Annotated in this window: 19 protein-coding genes; 13 read left to right on the plus strand and 6 right to left on the minus strand. The window is 68.9% G+C overall.

All coding sequences use genetic code 11. The features are described from left to right. Positions 1 to 152 precede the first annotated feature (152 nt). On the plus strand, positions 153 to 1,454 hold the full coding sequence (locus HQ306_RS14820; protein ID WP_235578864.1) for an EAL domain-containing protein: 1,302 nt from the start codon (positions 153 to 155) through the stop codon (positions 1,452 to 1,454). 11 nt (positions 1,455 to 1,465) lie between these two features. Here the strand turns inward: HQ306_RS14820 and HQ306_RS14825 are convergent, their stop codons facing one another. Next, entirely contained in the window at positions 1,466 to 2,476 is a 1,011-nt protein-coding gene (locus HQ306_RS14825; protein ID WP_027506122.1) for a putative zinc-binding metallopeptidase, read from the minus strand. Positions 2,477 to 2,628: 152 nt separating this feature from the next. Here HQ306_RS14825 and HQ306_RS14830 point away from each other — a divergent pair, with 152 nt between their 5' ends. Both HQ306_RS14830 and nhaA read left to right on the plus strand, forming a co-directional pair. Beyond that, a complete protein-coding gene (locus tag HQ306_RS14830) occupies positions 2,629 to 3,189 on the plus strand; it encodes a Dps family protein (protein WP_056441116.1) in 561 nt (186 codons plus the stop codon). A gap of 85 nt (positions 3,190 to 3,274) precedes the next feature. Next, entirely contained in the window at positions 3,275 to 5,149 is a 1,875-nt protein-coding gene (gene nhaA, locus HQ306_RS14835; protein ID WP_222632673.1) for a Na+/H+ antiporter NhaA, read from the plus strand. A gap of 6 nt (positions 5,150 to 5,155) precedes the next feature. Here the strand turns inward: nhaA and HQ306_RS14840 are convergent, their stop codons facing one another. Together HQ306_RS14840 and HQ306_RS14845 are read right to left on the minus strand one after the other, a co-directional pair. Next, positions 5,156 to 6,241, minus strand: a complete 1,086-nt coding sequence (locus HQ306_RS14840; RefSeq protein WP_027506119.1) for a DNA polymerase domain-containing protein — start codon at positions 6,239 to 6,241, stop codon at positions 5,156 to 5,158. 2 nt (positions 6,242 to 6,243) lie between these two features. Then, on the minus strand, positions 6,244 to 7,296 hold the full coding sequence (locus HQ306_RS14845; RefSeq protein WP_222632253.1) for an ATP-dependent DNA ligase: 1,053 nt from the start codon (positions 7,294 to 7,296) through the stop codon (positions 6,244 to 6,246). A gap of 53 nt (positions 7,297 to 7,349) precedes the next feature. On the opposite strand from HQ306_RS14845, the gene HQ306_RS14850 reads away from it, so the two are divergent. Next, a complete protein-coding gene (locus tag HQ306_RS14850; RefSeq protein WP_222629718.1) occupies positions 7,350 to 7,961 on the plus strand; it encodes a hypothetical protein in 612 nt (203 codons plus the stop codon). Further along, a complete protein-coding gene (locus HQ306_RS14855; RefSeq protein WP_222632256.1) occupies positions 7,895 to 9,385 on the plus strand; it encodes an MFS transporter in 1,491 nt (496 codons plus the stop codon). The genes HQ306_RS14850 and HQ306_RS14855 overlap by 67 nt, the downstream gene beginning before the upstream one ends. Positions 9,386 to 9,388: 3 nt before the next feature. Here HQ306_RS14855 and HQ306_RS14860 read toward each other — a convergent pair whose 3' ends face one another. Next, entirely contained in the window at positions 9,389 to 9,967 is a 579-nt protein-coding gene (locus HQ306_RS14860) for a sigma-70 family RNA polymerase sigma factor (RefSeq protein WP_308115366.1), read from the minus strand. Between the two features lie 231 nt (positions 9,968 to 10,198). Between HQ306_RS14860 and ilvD the strand changes: the two genes are divergently transcribed. Further along, a complete protein-coding gene (gene ilvD, locus HQ306_RS14865) occupies positions 10,199 to 11,932 on the plus strand; it encodes a dihydroxy-acid dehydratase (protein WP_027506114.1) in 1,734 nt (577 codons plus the stop codon). Positions 11,933 to 12,070: 138 nt separating this feature from the next. Further along, positions 12,071 to 12,538, plus strand: coding sequence for a DUF6764 family protein (locus tag HQ306_RS14870; RefSeq protein ID WP_037185983.1), 468 nt, complete (start codon positions 12,071 to 12,073; stop codon positions 12,536 to 12,538). A gap of 86 nt (positions 12,539 to 12,624) precedes the next feature. Here HQ306_RS14870 and HQ306_RS14875 read toward each other — a convergent pair whose 3' ends face one another. Both HQ306_RS14875 and HQ306_RS14880 read right to left on the minus strand, forming a co-directional pair. Next, positions 12,625 to 13,296, minus strand: a complete 672-nt coding sequence (locus HQ306_RS14875; RefSeq protein WP_027506112.1) for a S1 family peptidase — start codon at positions 13,294 to 13,296, stop codon at positions 12,625 to 12,627. 59 nt (positions 13,297 to 13,355) lie between these two features. Further along, a complete protein-coding gene (locus HQ306_RS14880) occupies positions 13,356 to 14,117 on the minus strand; it encodes a DUF6319 family protein (RefSeq protein WP_222632260.1) in 762 nt (253 codons plus the stop codon). A gap of 170 nt (positions 14,118 to 14,287) precedes the next feature. Between HQ306_RS14880 and HQ306_RS14885 the strand changes: the two genes are divergently transcribed. From HQ306_RS14885 to HQ306_RS22630, 6 genes are all read left to right on the plus strand, one after another. Beyond that, positions 14,288 to 14,782, plus strand: a complete 495-nt coding sequence (locus HQ306_RS14885; RefSeq protein ID WP_027506110.1) for a pyridoxamine 5'-phosphate oxidase family protein — start codon at positions 14,288 to 14,290, stop codon at positions 14,780 to 14,782. A gap of 138 nt (positions 14,783 to 14,920) precedes the next feature. Then, positions 14,921 to 17,194 carry a glycerol-3-phosphate 1-O-acyltransferase gene (locus tag HQ306_RS14890; protein ID WP_027506109.1) on the plus strand — a complete coding sequence of 758 codons (2,274 nt, stop codon included), beginning with the start codon at positions 14,921 to 14,923 and terminating at the stop codon, positions 17,192 to 17,194. Beyond that, complete coding sequence (locus HQ306_RS14895; RefSeq protein WP_056441091.1) at positions 17,191 to 18,639, plus strand: HAD-IB family hydrolase; 1,449 nt, start codon at positions 17,191 to 17,193, stop codon at positions 18,637 to 18,639. Before HQ306_RS14890 ends, HQ306_RS14895 begins: the two co-directional genes overlap by 4 nt. Beyond that, positions 18,632 to 19,681, plus strand: coding sequence for an adenylate/guanylate cyclase domain-containing protein (locus tag HQ306_RS14900; protein WP_051613418.1), 1,050 nt, complete (start codon positions 18,632 to 18,634; stop codon positions 19,679 to 19,681). Before HQ306_RS14895 ends, HQ306_RS14900 begins: the two co-directional genes overlap by 8 nt. Before the next feature lie 9 nt (positions 19,682 to 19,690). Then, positions 19,691 to 20,782: a spore photoproduct lyase family protein gene (locus tag HQ306_RS14905; RefSeq protein ID WP_222632262.1), complete on the plus strand. Its 1,092-nt coding sequence runs from the start codon at positions 19,691 to 19,693 to the stop codon at positions 20,780 to 20,782. A 1-nt stretch (position 20,783) separates the two neighbouring features. Continuing rightward, positions 20,784 to 21,587: a DNA-formamidopyrimidine glycosylase family protein gene (locus tag HQ306_RS22630; RefSeq protein WP_222632264.1), complete on the plus strand. Its 804-nt coding sequence runs from the start codon at positions 20,784 to 20,786 to the stop codon at positions 21,585 to 21,587. The last annotated feature ends 28 nt before the right edge of the window (positions 21,588 to 21,615 follow it).

Below are 21,615 nucleotides of genomic sequence, written 5' to 3' on the forward strand. Positions count from 1 at the left end.
CCCATCGCCAATCGGGTAATGTGGTGAGACACCCGGGAGGGCGCTGACTGCGCCGTGTCGGGATGACGTAGGACTCCTGTCAAACCACGGCGGCGGTCGAGGGTCGAGCACGTTCCTCGCGAACGCGCCGACATGACGGAAGGGCACACGCCGTGGTGATCGACGACCGAACCAACACAGCCGGAAGCAGGCCGGCCCGTCCCGTGCTGTTCTCCGGCGACCGGGACGGGGGCGGACTCAGCGATCTGCTCGGTCCCGAGAGCCTCCGCACGTCGTTCCAGCGCATCATCGATCTGCAGACCGATGCCATCGTCGGGTACGAGGCGGTCGTTCTGGGTCCCGCCGACTCGTCGTTCGCCGACCCCGTGTCACTCGCGTCGGCCGCGAAGTCGATGGGCATGACACCCGACCTCGACGCCGCGCGGTGGAACGGAGCGCTCAGCGAGGCCGCGCGCGCCGAGCTTCCTCGTGAACTGCCCCTGTTCATCGCGGTCGACCCCGACTCCCTCACGGAACTGCCCGACCTGCGGGACCACGACATGGGCGGCGCGGTGCTGCAGTTCGACGAGACCGCGCTCATCCGACGACCGGCGCACCTGATGCAGGTGGTCGCCGAGGTCCGACGACTCGGCTGGGCCATCGCCGTCGACCACGTGGGAGTACGGCCCGAGTCCCTCGCTCTGCTCCCGCTGCTCGAGCCGGACGTGATCAAGCTGGACCGGACCCTCCTGGCCACGCGCCCCAATCGCTTCACGGCCCGCGTGGTCAACGCCGTGGCGGCCCAGGTGGAGCGCACCGGCGCCGTGGTCATGGCCGAGGGCATCGACACCCCACGAGCAGCGCTCACGGCGCAGGCCATGGGAGCGCGTGTCGGCGAGGGCTCCCTCTACGGATCGACCACCGACCTCTCCGTCGACAGTCCCGTGGGATCACCCCTCGAGTTCGAGATCGCGCGCGATCGCGGCTTCACCCCGATGTCGACGCCGTACAACCTGGCTGCCGGCGGTCGCGACGTACGCCGCGCGAGCAAGCGTCTGCTCATCGAGATCAGCAAGAACCTCGAGGCGATGGCGACCGACAGCCAGCAGACCGCGCTGATGCTCGGAGCGTTCCAGCACGTCAAGCACTTCACGCCCATCACCGGACGACGGTGGGAGCTGATGGCCATGAACGCGACGCTCGTCGGCGCGCTCGCGGAGAACATCGGAACCGAGCCTGCCCCGAAGATCCGCGGAGCCAACCTCGCCGCGTCGGACGCGTTGCGCGAGGAATGGGACGTCGTCGTGCTGACGCCCCACTTCTCCGCGGTGCTCGCTGCCCGCGACCTCGGCGACACCGGACCCGACATGGAACGTCGGTACGACTACGTGCTGTCCCACGACACGACGCTGACCATCGAGTGCGCGCGGTCCCTCATCGCCCGGCTGCCTCCCGAACGAAGCGGTTCCTGGTAGAAGGCGCCTGCTCAGACCTCGTCGGGGACGATGACGGAGTGGACGAAGCGCATCTTCTCCAGCACCTTCGCCGGCAGGACGAAGGGGTAGAGGTCCTGGTGTCCCATGGACCTGTTCAGCTGGTTGAGTGCCCACGTCAGCGGTAGCCACCAGTCGATGATCCGGCTGAAACCGACGTCTCCGGCCAGTGGCGCCTCGAAGGTGGATCCGGCGGGCGCGAAGGCGTAGGCCGCAGCGGTGTCCAGGGTGTCCCGAATGTGCAGGTAGTGGGCGAACGTCTCCGCCCAGTCCTCGGCCGGATGCATCGTCGCGTAGGACGACACGTAGTTCTTCTTCCAGCCGTCCGGTGCACCCTCGCTGTAGTGCCGATCCAGTGCCGCCTGGTAGTCGTCGTCCGGGTTGCCGAAGAGTTCCTCGAACCGCGCGCGATGCTCACCGCTGCCGATCAGCACCATCTGATAGAAGTGGCCGATCTCGTGCCGGAAGTGGCCGACGAGCGTGCGATAGGGCTCGTCCATCGACACCCGCAGCTGCTCGCGGTGCACGTCGTCGCTCTCGGCGAGGTCCAGCGTGATCAGACCGTTGGCATGACCGGTGATGACGTTGCGGTTGGCGCTCGAGAGCAGGTCGAAAGCGAGACCACCCTCGGGGTTCTCGTCCCGCCCGATGATCGGCAGGTGCAACTCGTCGAGCTCGAGCACCACCCGGCGCTTCGCCGTCTCCGCGGACGCGAACTCGGCGATGGCCTCCTGGTCGGAGTCGGCGGGCCGCGTGCGGGTGAGGGCGCAGGACAGGCACAGCGTGTCCCCGTCCGTCGCGTCGACCAACCAGTTGCACTGCGCCAACTTGATGTTGGCGCAGCGTCGCCAGGTGGTGCCGTCCACGACCACGGACAGATCGTCGTCGAGCACCTGCATGCTGCGACTCGGCAGGTGGAATCCCAGCCTGCTGTCACAGCTCAGGCAGATGGAGTTCTCGAACGACAGCTGTTGACCGCACTTGCGGCAGAAGAAGACTCGCATGACTCGTGGAACACCCTTCTCGACAACGCTACGACGCTCAGCCTACGCAGATGCGGGGTCGCTCCGGACCACACCGAGACCATGCCCCCGAGCCGGTGTGACCTGCGACGCCGGGGGGTTTGAACGAGGGGCCGACGGTGAATCCACGGTGCATGACTGACACGACGCAGAAGACGGCCTCGTACACCGTTCCCGGCATGGACGTCGCCGACGGTGCCCATGTGGCGGAGGTCCTCCAGGACCGCCTCAACGCCCTGAACGACCTGCATCTGACGCTCAAGCACGTGCACTGGAACGTCGTCGGACCCAACTTCATCTCCGTCCACGAGATGCTGGATCCCCAGGTCGAGGCCGTGCGCGGCTTCGCCGACGACGTCGCGGAGCGCATCGCGACGCTGGGCTCGTCCGCACTCGGCACCCCCGGCACCATCGTCTCGCAGCGCAAGTGGGACGACTACAGCATCGGCCGCGCGCCGGCCATCGAGCACCTCGGCGCGCTCGACCTCGTCTACACCGGCGTGATCTCGGACTACCGCGCGGCGATCGAGGAGGTCGGCAAGGTCGACCCCGTCACCGAGGACCTGCTCATCGGACACAGCGGCCAGCTGGAGCTGTTCCACTGGTTCGTGCGTGCGCACCTCGAGAACGCGGGTGGCCAGCTCTCGACGGCCGGCGCCGGTTCCGAGAAGGAAGCGGCACGCGACGCGAGCTGACACTCCGTCTCCACCGCACGAGCTCACAGCGCCGCACCCCGCGAGGGGTGCGGCGCTGCTGTAGTTTCGTGCGGTGACGGAGTCGATCACCGCGCATCGGACGCGGTTCAGAGGCCTGGTCGACAAGATCGCCGACGCGCGTCGGGGAGACAGCAGCGAGACCGTCGCTGCCGCGTTCCTCCTCGTCGCCACCGTGGTGGCGCTGATCTGGGCGAACTCGCCGTGGGGTGAGACCTACCAGTTGTTCTGGCACACCCCGCTGTCGATCACGCTGGGTGATCAGGGCATCGAGCTCGACCTGCAGCATTGGGTCAACGACGGTCTGATGGCTCTGTTCTTCTTCGTCGTCGGGCTCGAGGTCAAGCGGGAGTTCGCCATGGGCGAGCTCCGCGACCGGTCCCGCGCCGCCGTTCCCATCGTGGCGGCGATCGCCGGGCTCGCACTGCCCGCGGCGTTGTTCCTTCTCCTCAATCCCACCGGGCCCGAGGCCGCGGCGTGGGGTGTCGTGATCTCGACCGACACCGCGTTCGTGGTCGGGCTCCTCGCGGTCGTCGGACCCGCCCGAGCCGTGCGTCTGCGCATCTTCCTGCTGACCCTCGCCGTCGCCGACGACGTCGGCGCCCTCGCCATCATCGCGGTGTTCTACACCGACGAACTGCGGATAGGGCCCCTGCTCGTGTCCGTGGCGGGCCTCGCTCTGATCGCGTCGCTGCGCGGCCTGCGGGTGTGGCGCGGCGCGGGCTACGGACTCGTCTCGGTGGTCACCTGGGTCGCCATGTACGAGTCCGGCGTCCACCCCACTCTCGCGGGCGTCATGATCGCCCTGATCCTGCCCGTCTACCCGCCGCGGCGGCGTGAGGTGGAACATGCCGCCGCGCTGACCCGCGCGTTCCGACAGTCCCCCAATCCGGAGTACGCCCGCGCCGCGCGGCTCGGACTCGAGCGCGCCGTCTCGGTGAACGAGCGGCTGATGCGGCTCTACCAGCCGTACACGGCCTTCATCATCGTGCCGATCTTCGCCCTCGCGAACGCGGGTGTGGTCCTGAGCTCGGAGACGCTGCGCGCCGCCGCCACGTCGTCGCTGACCTGGGGCATCGTCGTCGGCCTGGTGCTCGGCAAGTTCGTCGGCATCACGACGGCGAGCGCGGTGTTCGCGAAGCTCCGGCCGGGATCCATGACGCCGGGGCTCACCTTCCCGCAGATCGCCGGCGGCGCCGCGCTCTCCGGTGTGGGATTCACCATCTCGCTGTTCATCGTCGATCTCGCGCTGGACGACCCGGCTCTCGCAGATCAAGCCCGCGTCGGCGTGCTCAGTGCCTCCGTGATCGCCGCGCTGCTCGGCTGGCTGGTGTTCTCGCTCGGCAACCGATTCGCGCCGCCGCCCGCGGAACCGTCACTGGACCTCCTCCGCCGCGTGAGCCCGAAGCGGGACCACATCCGCGGACCGGTGGACGCGCCGCTCACCATCGTGGAGTACGGCGATTTCGAGTGCCCGTTCTGCAGCAAGGCGACCGGAAGCACGCGCGAGGTGCGGGAACACTTCGGAGACCAGGTGCGCTACATCTTCCGCCACTACCCGCTCGACGACTACCACCCGCATGCCCGGTACGCGTCCGAGGCGTCGGAAGCCGCTGCGGCACAGGGCAAGTTCTGGGAGATGCACGACGCGCTGTTCCTGCACAGCGACGCCCTCGAGCGCGACGACATCGACCGCTACGCCGCGGACCTCGGGCTCGACATGGATCGCTTCGAGGACGACCTCCGGACCGGCGACTTCGTCACCCGCGTCGAGGACGACGAACTCGACGCGCTCACCAGCGAGCTACCGGGAACGCCGACGTTCTATCTCGGCGTCGAGGGCCGGGTTCCGCAGCGCCACAGCGGCCCCCACGACGCCGCGACCATCATCCGCGAGCTCGAGGCGATGCGCGCAGCCGCCCGCCGGCCTGTCGCCGACTGACGTCGCCTACTCCTGCGCCCGGTTGCCGTCCTCGTCCCAATGGGCGGCCACCTTCTTCGACGGCTGGACGCGGGGCGGCTCACCGGGCATCTTGGGGTAGTCCGGGGGGAAGTTGAGCTCGCCGCCGGGCAGCGTCTCCCACAGATCGAGCAGCGGAGCCAACGAGTACGCCTCGTCGTCCATCGACGCCCAGGGATCGCCGTCCTGCAGGTAGTCGGGGACGGTGACCAGGGAGTACTCGCGGGGGTCGCTGGTCTCGGCGAGGCGCTCCCAGGTCAGCGGCGTCGACACCGGGGCGCCGGGACGCGCCCGCAGACTCCACGCACTCGCGATGGTGCGGTCCCTGTTGTTCTGGTTGTAGTCGATGAAGAGGCGCGCACCGCGCTCCTCCTTCCACCAGGCCGTGGTCACGCCGTCGTCGCGGCGTTCGAGTTCACGGCCCAGGCCGATCGCGGCGTGACGCACATCCTCGAACGTCCACTCCGGCCGGATCCGCACGTACACGTGGATGCCGCGGTTACCACTGGTCTTCGGGTAGCCACGAAGACCCAGTTCCTCCAACAGTTCTCGCGTCACCAGAGCGACGCGGCGGGCGTCGGTGAACGAGGTTCCCGGCTGGGGATCGATGTCGATGCGCAACTCGTCGGGACGGTCGACCTCGGGCCGACGGACCGGCCACGGGTGGAAGGTCAGGGTGCCCATCTGGGCGGCCCACACCAGCGACGCCGGCTCGGTGGGACACAGTTCCTCTGCGCGCCTCCGGCTCGGGAACGTGATCTCGACGGTCTCGACGAAATCGGGTGCACCTCTGGGCAATCGCTTCTGATAGAAGCCGTCGCCACCCTTGTCCTGCGGGCCGGTGGCCAGGCGCATCCCGTCGCGATACCCGTCGGGCCAGCGCTCCATCGCGGTGGGACGGTCCCCCAGGGCGCGCATCAACGGCTCGCCCACCGTCGAGAAGTACTCGCACACCTGCAGTTTGGTGATGTCCGGTGTGCGGTCCGTGGCCTCGTAGATGATGCGGTCCGGACTCGAGACCTTCACCTCACGCTCGCCGACCTGCAGCATCACGGGCGTCGACTTCGCGGCCACGGTCAGGACCTCTCGAGGATGTCGGAGACGTCGTAGTCCGCGGGCACGTCGAGCTGGTCGTACGTGCAGCTCAGCGGATCCCGGTCCGGGCGCCAGCGGACGAAGCGCGCGGCGTGGCGCAGCCTGGACTTCTCCATCTGGTCGTAGGCCACCTCGAGAACCCGCTCGGGCCGCACCGGGATCCACGTACGGTCCATGCCGGAGCGCCAGCGGGTCTGCTCGCCGTCGGAGACGATGTCGTCACCGAGCCGCAAGGGTTCCAGTTCCTCGAGGTAGGACAACCGCTTCGCGTCCGTGAACGCGGACGCGCCGCCGATCATCTGGAGCTGGTCACCGTTGTAGAGACCCAGCAGCATCGACCCGATACCGTTGCCGCTCTTGTGAATGCGGTACCCGATGAGAACGCAGTCAGCCGTGCGGGCGTGCTTGACCTTGATCATCTCGCGCTTGTTCGGCACGTACACGCCGTCGAGCCGCTTGGCCACGACCCCGTCCAGTCCCGCTCCCTCGAACCGGTCGAACCAGTCGGTGGCCAGAGCGGCGTCCGCGGTCACGCGCGTCACGTGGCACCGCGGCTCGGTCCGACCCGTGTCGAGGATCGTCTCCAGGCGGGCACGCCTCTCGGCGAAGGGAAGACCGGTCAGGTCCTCGTCACCGAGAGCCAGGAGATCGAATCCGATGAACTGCGCGGGGGTCTTCTCGGCCAGCATCCGCACGCGACTGTCGGCGGGATGGATCCGCTCGGACAGCGAGTCCCAGTCGAGCCGCCACGATCCGTCGGTCTCGAGAGCGACCACCAGCTCGCCGTCGACGACACATCGTTCGGGCAGTTCCTCGCGCACGGCGTCGACCATCTCCGGGAAGTACCGGGCCAGGTCCTTACCACCGCGTGACCCGAGCACCACCTCGTCCCCGTCACGGAAGACGATCGTGCGGAAGCCGTCCCACTTCGGCTCGTAGGACCACGCCGGATCCCCCGAGTCGGGCTGGTCGGGGACCGTCTTGGAGGCCTTGGCGAGCATGGGCTGCAACGGGGGTGAAACGGGGAGGTCCACCGCTCAATACTTACACGTCGGACAAACGGTGCAACGGGCTTACAGTGTCGTCCATGACGATTTCTCGGCGACCGGGAACGCGGCGCGCTCCGGCCGTTCTCCTCGTGCTGACGGCGGTCGCTCTGCTGGCAGGATGCTCGTCGACGATCACCGGTACCCCCGTCGCTCAGCAGGGCTCCGTACCCGCGTCCGAGGTGCCCGAGTTGCCGAACGATTCGATCCTCCCGCCGGTCCCCACCACTCCGTCCGGCACCGGCGGCGACGTCTCCATCGACGCGCAGGCGGGTGACTGCGTGCGTCTCGGCGGCACGGTCGACGAGGCCACCATCGAGGAGGCCGCGTGCGGGTCTCCCGAATCGAACTACCGCGTGGTGTCTGCCGAGGTCTCCACCGACTTCTGTCCCGGTGACGTCGACCAGACGTACTACGAGACGCTCGCCGGCATCGAACAGGGCGCGCTGTGCCTCGACATCGACTTCGTGGTCGGGGGATGCATGGATCTGGGCACGCCCGACCCGGAGCGCTCGGACTGCGACGCCCCGATGATCGGCGGTGTCCGGGTCGTCGACGTCCTGCAGGGCACGACCGACGCGTCGGAATGCCCGTCGTCACGCAGTTACGTCTACGACGAGCGCGCCTTCGTCGTCTGTCTCGACGACCAGTGACCTCGCCCCCGCCGACCGTCCCCCTGTCGTCGGCGCGCGGCCGGTGGATCGTGCTGGCCACGGTGCTGGGATCGACCCTGTCGCTGCTCGACGGAACCGTGGTCACCATCGCCCTCCCCGACATCGGGACCGAACTGGGCGCCGACGTCAGCGGGCTGCAGTGGACGGTCACCGGCTACACCCTGACGCTTGCCGCGTTCGTGCTGCTGGGCGGCTCGCTCGGCGACCGTGTCGGACGGCGGCGCATCTTCGTCCTGGGCACGATCTGGTTCGCGGTCGCGTCGGTCGCGTGCGGTCTGGCGCCGAACGTCGAGTTCCTCGTGCTCGCTCGTGTCGTGCAGGGCATCGGCGCGGCGTTGGTGACGCCGGGTTCGCTGGCGATCCTGTCGGCCTCGATCGACCCGAAGGATCGGGGTGCGGCCATCGGCCTGTGGTCGGGCTTCGGTGGCATCGGGTCCGCGGTGGGCCCGCTGCTGGGCGGCTGGCTCGTGGAGATCGCCGGGTGGCGATCCATCTTTCTGCTCAACGTGCCGCTCGCCGTCGCGGTCGTCGTCGTCGCGTTGCGCCACGTGCCCGAGACGCGAGACCCCGAGACCTCCGGCCGACTCGACGTCCCCGGAGCTGCCGTCGTCGCCCTCGCTCTCGCGGCACTGACCTACGGGGCGATCGACGGACGGTGGCCGATCATCGCGATCGGCCTGGTCGGCATGGCCGTGTTCGTGGTCGTCGAGCGCCGGACGGCCCACCCTCTGGTGCCGCCGTCGCTCTTCTCGTCCAGGGTCTTCGTCGCGGCGAACATCGTGACCTTCGCGGCCTACGCCGCGCTCGGCGGCGTGTTCTTCCTGCTGCTGCTGCAACTGCAGGTCGCGCTCGGCTACTCGGCCCTCGCCGCCGGCACGGCGACACTGCCGATCACCGCGGCGCTCCTCCTGCTGTCGGCGCGCGCCGGCGCGCTGGCCGGCCGCATCGGACCTCGTCTGCCCATGACGGTGGGACCACTGGTGGCCGCGGTCGGGCTGGTACTCATGGTCCGCATCGATCCGGGATCGACCTACCTCGGTGCCGTGCTGCCGGCCGTCGTCGTGTTCGGCGTGGGGCTCTCCCTGCTCGTGGCGCCACTCACCGCGGCCGTCATCGGTGCGGCACCGGCATCGCACGCGGGTACCGCGTCCGCGGTGAACAACGCGGTCGCGCGCACGGCTCAACTGCTCTCGGTCGCCGCGATTCCCGGCATCGTCGGCATCTCCGGGCAGCTGGATCCCGCGCAGTTCTCCTCGGGATTCCGCGCCGCGATGCTCATCTGTGCGGCCATGCTGACTCTCGCCGGGGCACTCGCCGCCGTCTCGATCCGCACACCTCGCCCGACGGGTCGCACACCGATGCACTGCGACGTGTCCGGACCGCCCGTGACGGACGGCCGCTGACGGTCACTCCGCCAGGCAGGCCACGCGGGGATCGACGCGCATCTTCGCGAGTGCGCTGCGGATCCGCGACTTCATCGTCGACACCGGCACGCCCATACGATCGGCGGCCTCCGCATACGTGAGACCTTCGAAGAACGCCATGAACAGGCATTCCCGCTGCCGGCCACTCAGTTCCTGCATCGCGTCGAGCACCGGACGGCGGTCGAGGAAGCGGTCCGACGTGTCATGAATCCCCACGGCGGCGTCGAGCATCGCGTACTTCGACTCGCGATCGGTCCGCGACTGCTCGGACCGCACGCGGTCGATGGCTCGCCGGTGCGCCATGGTCACCAACCACGCCGCCGGCGACCCCTGTTCGGGCGAGAACGTGGGGGCCTTCTGCCACACCTCGAGGTAGACGTCCTGGACGCACTCCTCGGAGAATCCACGATCGCGGAGCACCCGGAGCACGGCTCCGTAGACGCGGGAGGACGTCGCGTCGTAGAACCGGGCGAACGCCTCACGGTCACCACAGCCGACGGCCTGGAGCAGAGCCGACAGTTCCGCCGTCGAGCGAGCCGCGGGCCGAGGCGCGGGAGACACCGCCGAATCATCCGTAAGCGGCTGTGCAACAAGTGTATTCACGGTCTTCACCTCGATCCGTCGAACGCGGGACGTGCTCTCGATAGGCATGACGATGCCAGCGCTACCACGCGGTAGCGCATCGCGAGTGTCGCGATCGGGTCACTGGTTGATAACGGAACGGTCACGGTGGCCGAGGTCGAGTGCGGTGCCCGATGATCGGTGATTCCGGTGCGGTCTAGGGTTTTTGCCATGAGCAGCACCCCCGCAGACGCCACCACCTCCACCAGTGCCGACACGGCCGACGTCAAGCCCCGCAGCCGCGACGTCACCGACGGTCTCGAGAAGACCGCAGCGCGCGGCATGCTGCGCGCGGTCGGCATGGGCGACGCGGACTGGGGCAAGTCCCAGATCGGCGTCGCGTCGTCGTGGAACGAGATCACCCCGTGCAACCTCTCGCTCGATCGCCTGGCGAAGGCGGTCAAGGAGGGTGTGCACACGGGCGGCGGCTATCCCCTCGAGTTCGGCACCATCTCCGTGTCCGACGGCATCTCCATGGGCCACGAGGGCATGCACTTCTCGCTGGTCTCCCGTGAGGTCATCGCCGACTCGGTCGAGACCGTGATCAGCGCCGAGCGCCTCGACGGCTCCGTGCTGCTGGCCGGCTGCGACAAGTCGCTGCCCGGAATGCTCATGGCGGCCGCGCGCCTCGACCTCGCGAGCGTCTTCCTCTACGCGGGCTCCACTCTTCCCGGTTTCGCGACGCTCTCGGACGGCAGCGAGCACCAGGTCACCATCATCGACGCGTTCGAGGCCGTCGGCGCCTGCTCGCGCGGCCTGATGTCGCGTGAGGACGTCGACACCATCGAACGCGCGATCTGCCCCGGCGAGGGCGCCTGTGGCGGTATGTACACCGCCAACACGATGGCCAGCGCGGCCGAGGCCATGGGCATGTCGCTCCCCGGCAGCGCCGCCCCGCCCGCTCCCGACAAGCGTCGCGACGGATTCGCTCGTGCCAGCGGCGAGGCCGTCGTCGAACTGCTGCGTCGCGGCATCACCACGCGCGACATCATGACGAAGGAAGCGTTCGAGAACGCCATCGCCGTCGTCATGGCCTTCGGCGGTTCCACGAACGCCGTGCTGCATCTGCTCGCGATCGCGTACGAGGCAGGTGTCGAACTCACCCTCGACGATTTCGTCCGCGTCGGCGCCAAGGTGCCGCACCTCGCCGACGTGAAGCCGTTCGGCCGCCACGTCATGACCGACGTCGATCGCATCGGCGGCGTTCCCGTCGTCATGAAGGCCTTGCTCGACGCCGGCCTGCTGCACGGCGACTGCCTCACGGTCACCGGCAAGACGGTGGCGGAGAACCTCGCCGACATCGCCCCGCCGGATCCCGACGGTCTGGTGCTGCGCGCGATGAGCGAGCCGATCCACCCGACCGGCGGCATCACGATCCTGAAGGGCTCGCTGGCTCCCGGCGGCGCCGTCGTGAAGTCGGCAGGCTTCGACTCCGACGTCTTCGAGGGCACCGCCCGCGTCTTCGAGCGTGAGCGCGCCGCGATGGACGCTCTCGAGGACGGCACCATCACGTCCGGCGACGTCGTCGTCATCCGGTACGAGGGCCCCAAGGGCGGCCCGGGCATGCGCGAGATGCTGGCGATCACCGGAGCCATCAAGGGCGCGGGCCTCGGCAAGGACGTCCTGCTGATGACCGACGGTCGGTTCTCGGGTGGCACGACGGGCCTGTGTGTCGGGCACATCGCTCCCGAGGCCGTCGACGGCGGACCGATCGCGTTCGTCCGCGACGGCGACCGCATCCGCCTGGACGTCGCGAACGGCACGCTCGACCTGCTGGTCGAGGACGCCGAGCTCGAGTCACGCAAGGCGGAGTGGGCACCGCTTCCGCCTCGCTACACCCGTGGCGTGCTGGCCAAGTACTCCAAGCTCGTGGGGTCCGCGTCGCAGGGCGCCGTCTGCAGCTGAGACCGTGCGGTGACAAGACCGTGACCTGACCGTGACCATCGGCGGAGTTGGCTGATACCGGGCGGGGGCATCCTTCGAGGACAAGGCGCGGCAACGATCGTTGCCGTCGATCGTTTTCGGGAGAGGGCAACCCACGTCATGTCAGTCGTCAAGAGAACCATCGCCGGAGCGTTCACCGTCGCACTCGGTGTCGCCGCATTCCTGCCCGCCACCGCCTCGGCCGCACCGGTCACGGCATGCCAGGCACCGTTCGGTGCGGACGCCGTGCCCGCCGGCGGCCTGTGCTCGGCGACCAGCGACGCCTCCAGCGCCGCTGCCGCTTACGGTGACGCGTCCGCCGACGCCAGCCGCAACGCCCTCGCCCTGGCACTCGGCCTCAACGGCGGCATCGCCAGCAGCTCGGCCGTCGGTTACGCGGCACCGGCCGCGATCGCGTTCGGACCGGGTTCCGTCGCTGAGGCACTCGGCCTGAACCCGGGTCTGTCCATCGCCATCGCGGCACCGGGCTCGACCGTCACGGTCGACTCCCTCGGCGGCGTCACCTGCGACGGCCCCGGATTCGCCGGCGACCTCACCACGCTGAAGGCGTGCCTGCGCGTCAACTGATCCACAGCTCCACCCAGCCGACACGACGAAGGCCGTGACCCCCTCTCGGGAGTCACGGCCTTCGTCGTGTGGCTGGGGTCCGGCGATCAGCCCGTGACGGTGAACCCGGTACCGACGCCGCCGCCGCGGTTGATGTCGTCGAGCACCGTCTGGATGTTGGTGCCCACCTCGGGACCGATGCACGGGATGCCCAGGTACGCGTTGACCATGCCCACCAACGTGGTGCCGGCGACGACCGGGCCGCCCGAGTCACCCTGCTGGACGCAGATCTGCGTGTAGGTGCGGTCGTTCTGGAAGAGCTCCCCGTAGGTGATGCCGCACGTGTTACCGGTGGTGCGGCCCTCCTTGCACATGATGCCGGGGAAGGTCGCGGGCGCCCCCACGCCCGTGATGGTCACGTTGCCGACGCGGTTGGTCGGTGCGACGCGGCCCCGATCGAACTCGATGACGGCGTAGTCGAGGCCGGGGACCGAGCTCACGATGCGGCCGACGGCGCCCGCGTCGGGCAGGTACTCGGCGCCGATGAGATCACCGGGAACGCCGCAGTGACCTGCGGTGATGCCGACGAGTCGACCGGCGGCGTCGTTGCCGATGGTGGTCAGTGTGCAGTCGAACTTGCCCTTGCCGGTGCTGTCTGCGACGAGCACTCCGGATCCGCCACCGAGCACGGCGACGGGTGCGGCCGACGCGGTTCCGGCGCCGATCCCGCCGGCGAGCGCCAGCGCTGTGGTGGCAACGAGCACGAGTTTCTTGAGCATGTATCCCCTCCGAGGTCACGCACACCGTAGCAATACGCGGGACCCGGAACGCGACGCTTCTACTCGTTCTTCAGTCGATCGAGCGCGCGGCGTGCCTCGTCGAGTTCCCGACTCAGGGCCTCGACCCGCTCGAGCGCGGCAGCCCGAGCCGCCTCGATCTTGTCCTCGACGGCAGCGGAAGCCACGTCGTCGCCCAGTTCGCGGATCGCGCGGAGGACCCGGTCTGCCGTCACGTCCGACGGCTTGGCCAGCTTCTTCGCACCGTGCGACACGGTGACGGTCCACTGATCGTCGGGCCCCGACGTCACGGTCACCGACACCGGCGCGGGCTGCGCCTTCGTGCGCCGAGCCGGCCGAGCCGCGGGCTTCACCGACGTCTCCGGCGCGAGAGCCGGCGTGGCCACCGACTTCTCGGGTGCTGCTTTTACAGGCACGGGAGTCTCCGATCGGGGCGTCGCTGCATGTGGGACGACGGGGGGTGGGACCACGGCGGGGCGGGTTGTCGGGCGCGCCGCCGTCGTGCGCGGAGCGACCTTCGTGGCTTTGCGCGCCGGCGCCGGCGCGTCCTTGCTCAGACGCAACTCGTCCGCCTCGTACGGCAGCTGGTCGTCGATGCCCTTGGGGCTCACCGTCACCGTGGTGCCGTCGACCGAGATCACCCGCGCCGAGGCGCCCGCCTCGAGGCCGAGGGACGGCGTCGCCTCCCGCAGGTAGACGGTGACGCGGCGACCGGCCGCGAGCCCCGCCTCGAGAGTCGAGAGGTCCTCGGCGGACAGCGCCTCGCCGGGTCGGGGGGCGCGGCGCCGGGCGGGAGCGCTCATGATCGGGTGCCTCTCGTCGTGAGTGGAGCGGGTCGTGGCTGGGGATCGGCGAGTCCGGGCGTGGGGCAGAACGGACGCGACAGAAGTTTTGCACGACCCTCCGACACCGTTCGACGCACCGAGTCCTGCACGCCCGGTTGCGCCACCACCACCGCGGGTAGCCGTGCCCCATGACTACTGACGAGAGAACCGAAGGCACCGCCCGCGTCGCCGAACTGCTGTCCGACGCGAAGCTCTGCATGTTCACCACCCACGGCACCGACGGCCACCTGAAGGCGAGGCCGATGGCCCTGCAGGAGACGGAGTTCGACGGCGATCTGTGGTTCTTCGCCGCGAACGACTCGAGGAAGGTGGCCGACATCCGTTCCGATCCGTCGGTCAACGTGTCGTTCCAGTCGGGCACGTCGTGGGTCTCGCTGTCGGGGCGCGCGAGCGTGGTGCTGGACGACGCGAAGAAGAAGGATCTCTGGAGCCAGGGCGTCGCCGCGTGGTTCGAGAACGGTCCCGAGTCCGACGAGGTCGTCCTCATCCGGGTGGAGTCGGAGGGAGCCGAGTTCTGGTCGGCGCCGGGGTCCAAGGTTTCGACGCTCATCGCGTACGCCAAGTCGCGCATCACGGGCGACAAGCCGGACGTGGGTGACAACGAGAAGGTCGACATGTCGTGACGGATGCACCACTTCGGTTCCGCGGCCGGGGCGGCTCGTGAAAGTGGCACCGGGGTACCTGTCCCGGGCGTAGCGTTGCGGACCATCACGTGCACGGCCCACCACCGGTGGCGCATCGGAGGGGGAAGGCGAGCGGACATGTCTCAACTGGATTCGACCGAGCATCCGCTGACGGGGAGATCCTCGTCCTCCGACGATCAGGTCTTCCTCATCGACGCGGTCTCCGACGTCGACGTCCACGCGGCCGACGACTGGATCGACCGCCACCACGGTGACGGCCGTCCGGAGTCGGTCGTCATGACGGGCAAGGCCCTCGACGAACTCACCGAGCGGGCCGGTGGCGCCGATCCACTCATCACTCCGTTGCGGGTGAGCTGGACCAAGGCTCCGCGTAAGGGATTCGGTCTCCGGGTGGGCCGGGCACGCCGCGGTGAGCCGCGCATCATCGAGGGTGAGCCCGCCTCGTTGTCGGCGCTTCGTGAGCGGTTCGAGGCGACGGCCGGCCGCTCCCTGTCGTCCTACATCGCGCGGCAGGCCAGCCTCACGCTGGACAAGGCCGAGCGTGAGGTCATCGGCAGCGAGTACAAGGTGCCGCGCTTCGTCGTCGAGGAGATGACGGAGCGCTCGCAGTTCCGCGCCGATCTTGCGGAGTTGGCGGCCTCGGTGGACACCCCGGTGTCGGCGGTCAATGCTCGGGTCCACGAGATCCTCGACGAGATGGTGGCCACCGAGAACAAGGGTGCGGTCGAACTCTGGGGCCAGCTCGGTGCCTTCTTCTCGCGGGCCTACCGCGTGGAGGTGGACACCGAGAAGCTCGCCGAGTTGCGCGATCTCGACAAGTCGTTCCCCCTGGTCTTCCTTCCGAACCACCGCTCCTACCTCGACCCGCTGGTTCTGCGCCCCGCCCTGCTCGAGCAGGGCTTCCCGCTCAATCACGTCATGGGCGGCATCAACGTCGGGTTCTGGCCCATCGGCCCGCTCGCGAAGCGCAGCGGTGTGGTGTTGATCCAGCGCAAGTTCTCCGACGCGGTCTACAAGTGGACCCTGCGCCAGTACATGAGCTTCCTGTTGAGCAAGAAGTTCAACCTCGAGTGGTACATCGAGGGTGGCAGGTCTCGCACCGGCAAGCTCCGGCCTCCGCGCTTCGGCCTGCTCACCTACCTCTTCGACGCGCTCGAGAACAGCACGGCGGCCGATGCGTACCTCGTCCCGACGTCCATCACCTACGACCGGTTGCACGAGGTCGGCGAGATGGCGAAGGAGTCGCACGGTGCGACGAAGCAGGCCGAGGGAATCCGGATGGCCATCGGGTACGTCCGCGCCCAGGGCCAGTTACGCGGAACCGTCTACCTGCGGTTCGGGACTCCGATGTCGGCACGGCAGTTCCTCGACGAGTACGACGACAAGCGGGTCGCGGTGCAGCGTGCGGCGCTGGCGGTGTCGCACGCCATCAACGAGTCCACTCCGGTGACGCCGGCGGCGCTGGTGGCGATGGCGATGCTCGGTATCGAGGACCGCGCGCTGAACAAGCGTGAGATGTGGTCGATCATCGAGCCGTTGGCGTCGTACATCCAGCAGCGTGGTCTCCCGACGGCGGGTGGGGTGGATCTGACCGACATCGACGTCATGACGGCCGCTGTGCGCGCGCAGGTCGCGGCCGGTGTGGTGCGGCGCTTCGACGACGGCCCGGAGCCGTTGTTCCTGCTCGCGCAGGACAAGCATCTCGTCGCGTCGTTCTTCCGCAACAACGCCATTCACTTCTTCGTGATGCGGGCGATCGGCGAGTTGGTGGTGTTGCGCACCGAGGACTGCCCCACGGGCGAGGTGGCCGCCGACGATCTGTGGAAGTCCGCGCTGGAACTGCGGGACATGCTGAAGTTCGAGTTCTTCTTCGGCGAGAAGCGTGAGTTCGGGGAGCGCCTCGAAGCCGAGGTCGATCTCATCGATCCGCACTGGCGCACCGGTCTCGATCGACCCGGATACGCGCTGAAGTCGTTGCAGTCGCAGCCTTTTCATCTGGCGCACCGGGTACTGCAGCCGATCTTCGAGGCGTATCAGGTGGTGGCCGACCAGCTGCTCACCCTCACACCGGGTGCGAAGTTCGACAAGGTGTCGTTCCTCGACGACTGCCTGGGCGTCGCGCAGTCGCGGCGACTCCGACAGCAGCTCGAGCACAGCGAGGCCATCTCGAACGAGCTCTTCGACACCGCCCTGCAGTTGGCCGACAATCGTGGTCTCCTGTCCACCGAGGACGACGACATCGCTTCCCGCCGTCAGGAATTCGCTGCGGACATCGCGGCGTGGGGACGTGTGAGCAGACGTATCCGCACGATGGTGCACGTGGCCCTCGACTCCGTCGACGGTGCGGACGCACCCGATCGACCAGACAACGCTTCCGGAGGGCACCGGTGACCAGCACTCACCCAGCACACACGTTCCAGGATCTGCTCGACGAGGTCGCACAGGCTCCGAAGGGTCCGGACGTGGTGGCGTTCTTCGATTTCGACGGCACCGTGATCGACGGTTACTCCGCGACCGCCGTGTTCAAGGAACGTCTTCGCCGCTTCGACGTCGACCTGTTCGAGCTGTGGGAGATCAGCAGCGCCGTCGTGGAGATGCGGGTGCGCGGGACCACCGTCGACAACCTGATGGACAAGGCCGTGCACGCGTTGGCCGGCAAGACGCACGACGAGTTGATGGAGCAGGCGCAGCGGCTCTTCCGCTCCGAGATCGCCTCGCAGATCTTTCCTCAGGTCCGCACCCTCGTCGCCGCGCATCGCCGGGCCGGTCACCGCGTCGTGATGTCGACGTCCGCGACCCCGTACCAGGCTCAGCCCGTGGTCGACGACCTCCGCTTCGACGACCTGATCTGCACCCACCCCGAGATCGGGCCGGACGGCGTCCTCACCGGCCTCCTCGACGGCCGGTCGCTGTGGGGTCCGCGCAAGGCCGAGGGGATCGAGGACTGGGCGACGGCCGAGGGCGTCGACACCTCCGTGTGTTTCGGCTACTCCAACGGCATCGAGGACGTCCCGATGCTCGAGACCGTCGGTCGTCCCGTCGCGCTCAACCCGGACCCCGAACTCGACCGCACGGCGCGTGACCGCGGCTGGTCCCGTGTCCAGCTGCGCAGGCCCACGCGCGGAGCCGATCTGACGTCCACCGTGCGCAGCGTCGCCGCCCTCGGCTCGGTCCTGGCGAGTGCCGGACTGGGTGCGACCCTGGGCGTGCTCAGCGGCAGCCGCCGAGTGGGCGCCAACGTCACCAACGCCGTCGCACCGGAGGTCGCTCTGGCCCTCACCGGCATCACGGTGAACGTGGTGAACGAGGAGAACGCCTGGAGCCACCGACCGGCGGTGTTCCTGTTCAACCATCAGTCCACGATGGACATGATCGTCGTCGCCCGTGTCCTGCGTCGGGACATCACGGCCGTCGCGAAGAAGGAACTGAGCCGCGACCCCCGGTTCGCCCCCCTCGGGGCTCTCTTCGACGTGGCCTACGTCGACCGATCGAACAACGCCGCGGCGCGCGAAGCGATGAAGCCGGCCATCGACAAGCTCCACAGCGGCGTGTCGGTGGCCGTGGCCCCGGAGGGCACCCGCATGCCGACGGAGCGGTTGGGGCGCTTCAAGAAGGGCGGGTTCCATCTGGCCATGGCGGCCGGGGTCCCGGTGGTTCCCCTGATCCTCCAGGGAGCGGGCGACGTGATGTGGAAGTCCTCGTTCACTGCGCACTCCGGCACCGTCACCGTCACTGTGGGAGAACCGATCCCGACGACGGACTGGACGGCGGAGACACTGGACGAGCACATCGCGGAGGTCCGGGCGGTCTACGAGCGGACTCTCGACCATGCCTGACCAGGGCCCACCGGACGCCGGCCGGCCCACCTTCCGGCAGAACGAGGTCGAACAGACTCTGCTGGGAGAGGAACCCACGTACACCCGCGATCAGGTCGCGGAGCTGGCGAACGTGGATCTCGAACGCGCGCAACAACTGTGGATCGCCATGGGCTTCCCGGTCAGCCCGGATCCGGACGCCGTCATGTTCACCGATGCCGACATCGAGGCGCTGCGCCTGCTCACGACACTCGTCGACGAGAACGTCGTCGAGAAGTCGATGGAGGTGGCGGTCGCGCGGACGCTGGGGCAGTCGATGTCACGGCTGGCCGAGTGGCAGGTGGGCGTCGTCAACTCCTACATCCGCTCGCGCATCGCTGCCGACGCCGCCGATCCGGACGCCATTCGATCGGAGTCCCGGGTCACCGCCGCGGACACGGTGCCCACCATGGAGAAACTGCAGAACTACGTGTGGCGGCGCCATCTCGCCGCGGTGGCCGGGCGCGCACTGTCCGTCGAGTCGAGCGGGGAGACCGACACGGTGCTCGCGGTCGGCTTCGCGGACATGGTCGGCTACACCTCGCTCACCCGTCGACTCGATGTCTCCGAGCTGACCTCGCTGCTCGAGGAGTTCGAGTCGGTGGCCACGACGATCATCGCCCGCGGCCACGGATCGGTGGTGAAGAACGTCGGCGACGAGGTGATGTTCCAGACCACCGACCCCCGGGACGCGGCACGGATCGCCCTGGAGCTGCACGACGCCTTCGCCGACCGGGACGACGTTCCCGCGCTGCGCGTCGGCATCGCCGTGGGTCCGGTGCTCGCCCGCTTCGGCGACCTGTACGGGTCCGTGGTCAACATGGCCGCCCGCCTGACCAGCAACGCGCACCCCGGCACGGTGCTGGTGGACAGCGAGACGGCCGACGCGCTGTCGGGCGAGGACGAGTTCTACCTCAAGTCGCTACGCCCCCTGCGGGTGCGCGGTTTCAGCAAGCTACGGACCTACGCGCTGCGTCGCAATCGCGATCACCAGCGGGAAGGATCGCGCGACACCGAGCGTTGACCTGAGGTGATGACGGATGCACTGCTCACTCCGACCCGCCTGTGGACACCCCGGCGGGTGATGATCACCAAGTCGGCCGCCGAACTGCCACACACCGCCGAGATCGTGCGGCGGTGCGAGGCGGCGGGTGTGTCGGAGATCGACGTCCTCCCGGCGGATCGCCTCACGGGGCTGCGCGGCGAGTCCGAGCGGGAGACCTACGCGCGGGCGAAGTCGACGCTCGCGGTCGTGGTCGCTCCGCCCAGTGCACTGAAGCCGCAACCCATCCCACCCAGCGCCGACTGGCGCATCGACCTGGCGAAGGGCTGCCCGGCGCACTGCCAGTACTGCTACCTCGCCGGCTCGCTGTCGGGCCCACCTGTCACTCGGGTGTACGCCAATCTCGACGACGTCCTGGCCCCGATCGCGACGCATGTCGGCCGCGGCACCATCACCAGCGGCACCGCCGAGCGTGGACACGAGGGCACCACCTTCGAGATGTCCTGCTACACCGACCCTCTCGGCATCGAGCACGTCACCGGATCACTGGCCGCCGCTATCTCGCGGGTCGGTGCCGGCGAGTTCGGACCCGGCGCCTCCCTCCGCTTCACCACCAAGTTCGACGATGTCACCGAGTTGGTCGGCCTCGACCACGGCGGGCGTACCCGGGTTCGACTGTCGGTCAACGCCCGCGACATCGGGAACCGTTTCGAGGGCGGCACGGCTCGGATGCCCGCGCGCATCGCGGCGCTGCGTGCGCTCGCACAGGCGGGGTACCCGGTGGGCGTGACCATCGCTCCGATCATGCCCGTGCCCGGCTGGCGCGAGCAGTACGGCGAGCTCCTCGCCGACATCGCGGCGGCGCTGGCCGACGTCCCGGACGTCGACCTCACCGCAGAGATCATCACGCACCGGTTCACTCCGTCGAGCAAGGACGTGCTGCTGAGCTGGTACCCGGCCACGAAGCTCGAGATGGACGAGGACTCGCGCTCGGCCAAGCGCTCGAAGTTCGGGGGCGTCAAGTACGTCTACCCGAAGGACACCATGGCGGAGATGAAGAGCTGGTTCACCGAGGAACTACGGGACGTCCTGCCCGCGGCGCAGCTCCTGTACTGGACCTGACGTGCCGGAGGGGGACACGGTCCACGCGCTCGCGGCACGTCTGCGGGCGGCGCTGGACGGCCGGGAACTGGCCGAGGGCCGGCTGAACGTCCCCGCACATGCGACGGAGAACCTCGCGGGACGCACGATCCAACGGCACCGGACGCACGGCAAACACCTGCTCACCGATCTCGACGGCGACCTGACGCTCCACACGCATCTGAGGATGACGGGGTCGTGGACCGTCACCGCGCCCGGCCGACGACTGCCCCGTCGCCTCGATCCCGACGTGCGCGTGCGGCTGGCCGTGCGCGACGGGCCCACCGCGTACGGGCTGCTGCTCCCGGTGGTCGAGTTCTCCACCACTCGCGACGTCGACGCGGCGCTGTCGTATCTCGGCCCCGATCCGCTGCACGACGACTTCGACGCCGCGCAGGCGGCGGCGAACATCGCGCGGGACCCGCGCCCGATCGTCGCGGTACTGCTCGATCAGCGCGTCATGGCCGGTCCGGGCAACCTGTGGGCCAACGAACTGTGTTTCCTTCGTGGTCTCGGGCCGTGGGTGCCGGCGTGCGACGTGGATGCCACTCGACTGGTCGCCCTCACTCGCAAGGCGATGCGCCACTCGGTGTCCACCCCGCGGGCCATGCAGGTGACCACCGGAGACACCCGGCCAGGTCGGCAGCACTGGGTGGCGGGTCGCGCGGGCAAGCCGTGCCTGCGATGCGGCACCACCGTCCGCGTGGTCGCCGAGGTGCCGGGAGATCCGGAACGACGGCGGACCTGGTGGTGCCCGCACTGCCAGCCGGGGCCGGAGCGGCCGTGATCCGGTGCAGCCGACCGTGCTGTACCCG

The sequence above is a fragment of the Rhodococcus sp. BP-160 genome, from assembly GCF_019836205.1.
Classification (GTDB): domain Bacteria; phylum Actinomycetota; class Actinomycetes; order Mycobacteriales; family Mycobacteriaceae; genus Rhodococcoides.

Excerpts from the sequence above, each read along its gene's own strand:
- HQ306_RS14905 (WP_222632262.1), top strand. The coding sequence starts at position 19,691 with ATGACGGATGCACTGCTCACTCCGACCCGCCTGTGGACACCCCGGCGG.
- HQ306_RS14870 (WP_037185983.1), top strand. The coding sequence starts at position 12,071 with ATGTCAGTCGTCAAGAGAACCATCGCCGGAGCGTTCACCGTCGCACTC.
- HQ306_RS14890 (WP_027506109.1), top strand. The coding sequence starts at position 14,921 with ATGTCTCAACTGGATTCGACCGAGCATCCGCTGACGGGGAGATCCTCG.
- HQ306_RS14875 (WP_027506112.1), bottom strand. The coding sequence starts at position 13,296 with ATGCTCAAGAAACTCGTGCTCGTTGCCACCACAGCGCTGGCGCTCGCC.
- HQ306_RS14855 (WP_222632256.1), top strand. The coding sequence starts at position 7,895 with ATGCCCGTCGTCACGCAGTTACGTCTACGACGAGCGCGCCTTCGTCGT.
- HQ306_RS14885 (WP_027506110.1), top strand. The coding sequence starts at position 14,288 with ATGACTACTGACGAGAGAACCGAAGGCACCGCCCGCGTCGCCGAACTG.
- HQ306_RS14880 (WP_222632260.1), bottom strand. The coding sequence starts at position 14,117 with ATGAGCGCTCCCGCCCGGCGCCGCGCCCCCCGACCCGGCGAGGCGCTG.
- HQ306_RS14830 (WP_056441116.1), top strand. The coding sequence starts at position 2,629 with ATGACTGACACGACGCAGAAGACGGCCTCGTACACCGTTCCCGGCATG.
- HQ306_RS14825 (WP_027506122.1), bottom strand. The coding sequence starts at position 2,476 with ATGCGAGTCTTCTTCTGCCGCAAGTGCGGTCAACAGCTGTCGTTCGAG.
- HQ306_RS14900 (WP_051613418.1), top strand. The coding sequence starts at position 18,632 with ATGCCTGACCAGGGCCCACCGGACGCCGGCCGGCCCACCTTCCGGCAG.
- ilvD (WP_027506114.1), top strand. The coding sequence starts at position 10,199 with ATGAGCAGCACCCCCGCAGACGCCACCACCTCCACCAGTGCCGACACG.
- HQ306_RS14850 (WP_222629718.1), top strand. The coding sequence starts at position 7,350 with ATGACGATTTCTCGGCGACCGGGAACGCGGCGCGCTCCGGCCGTTCTC.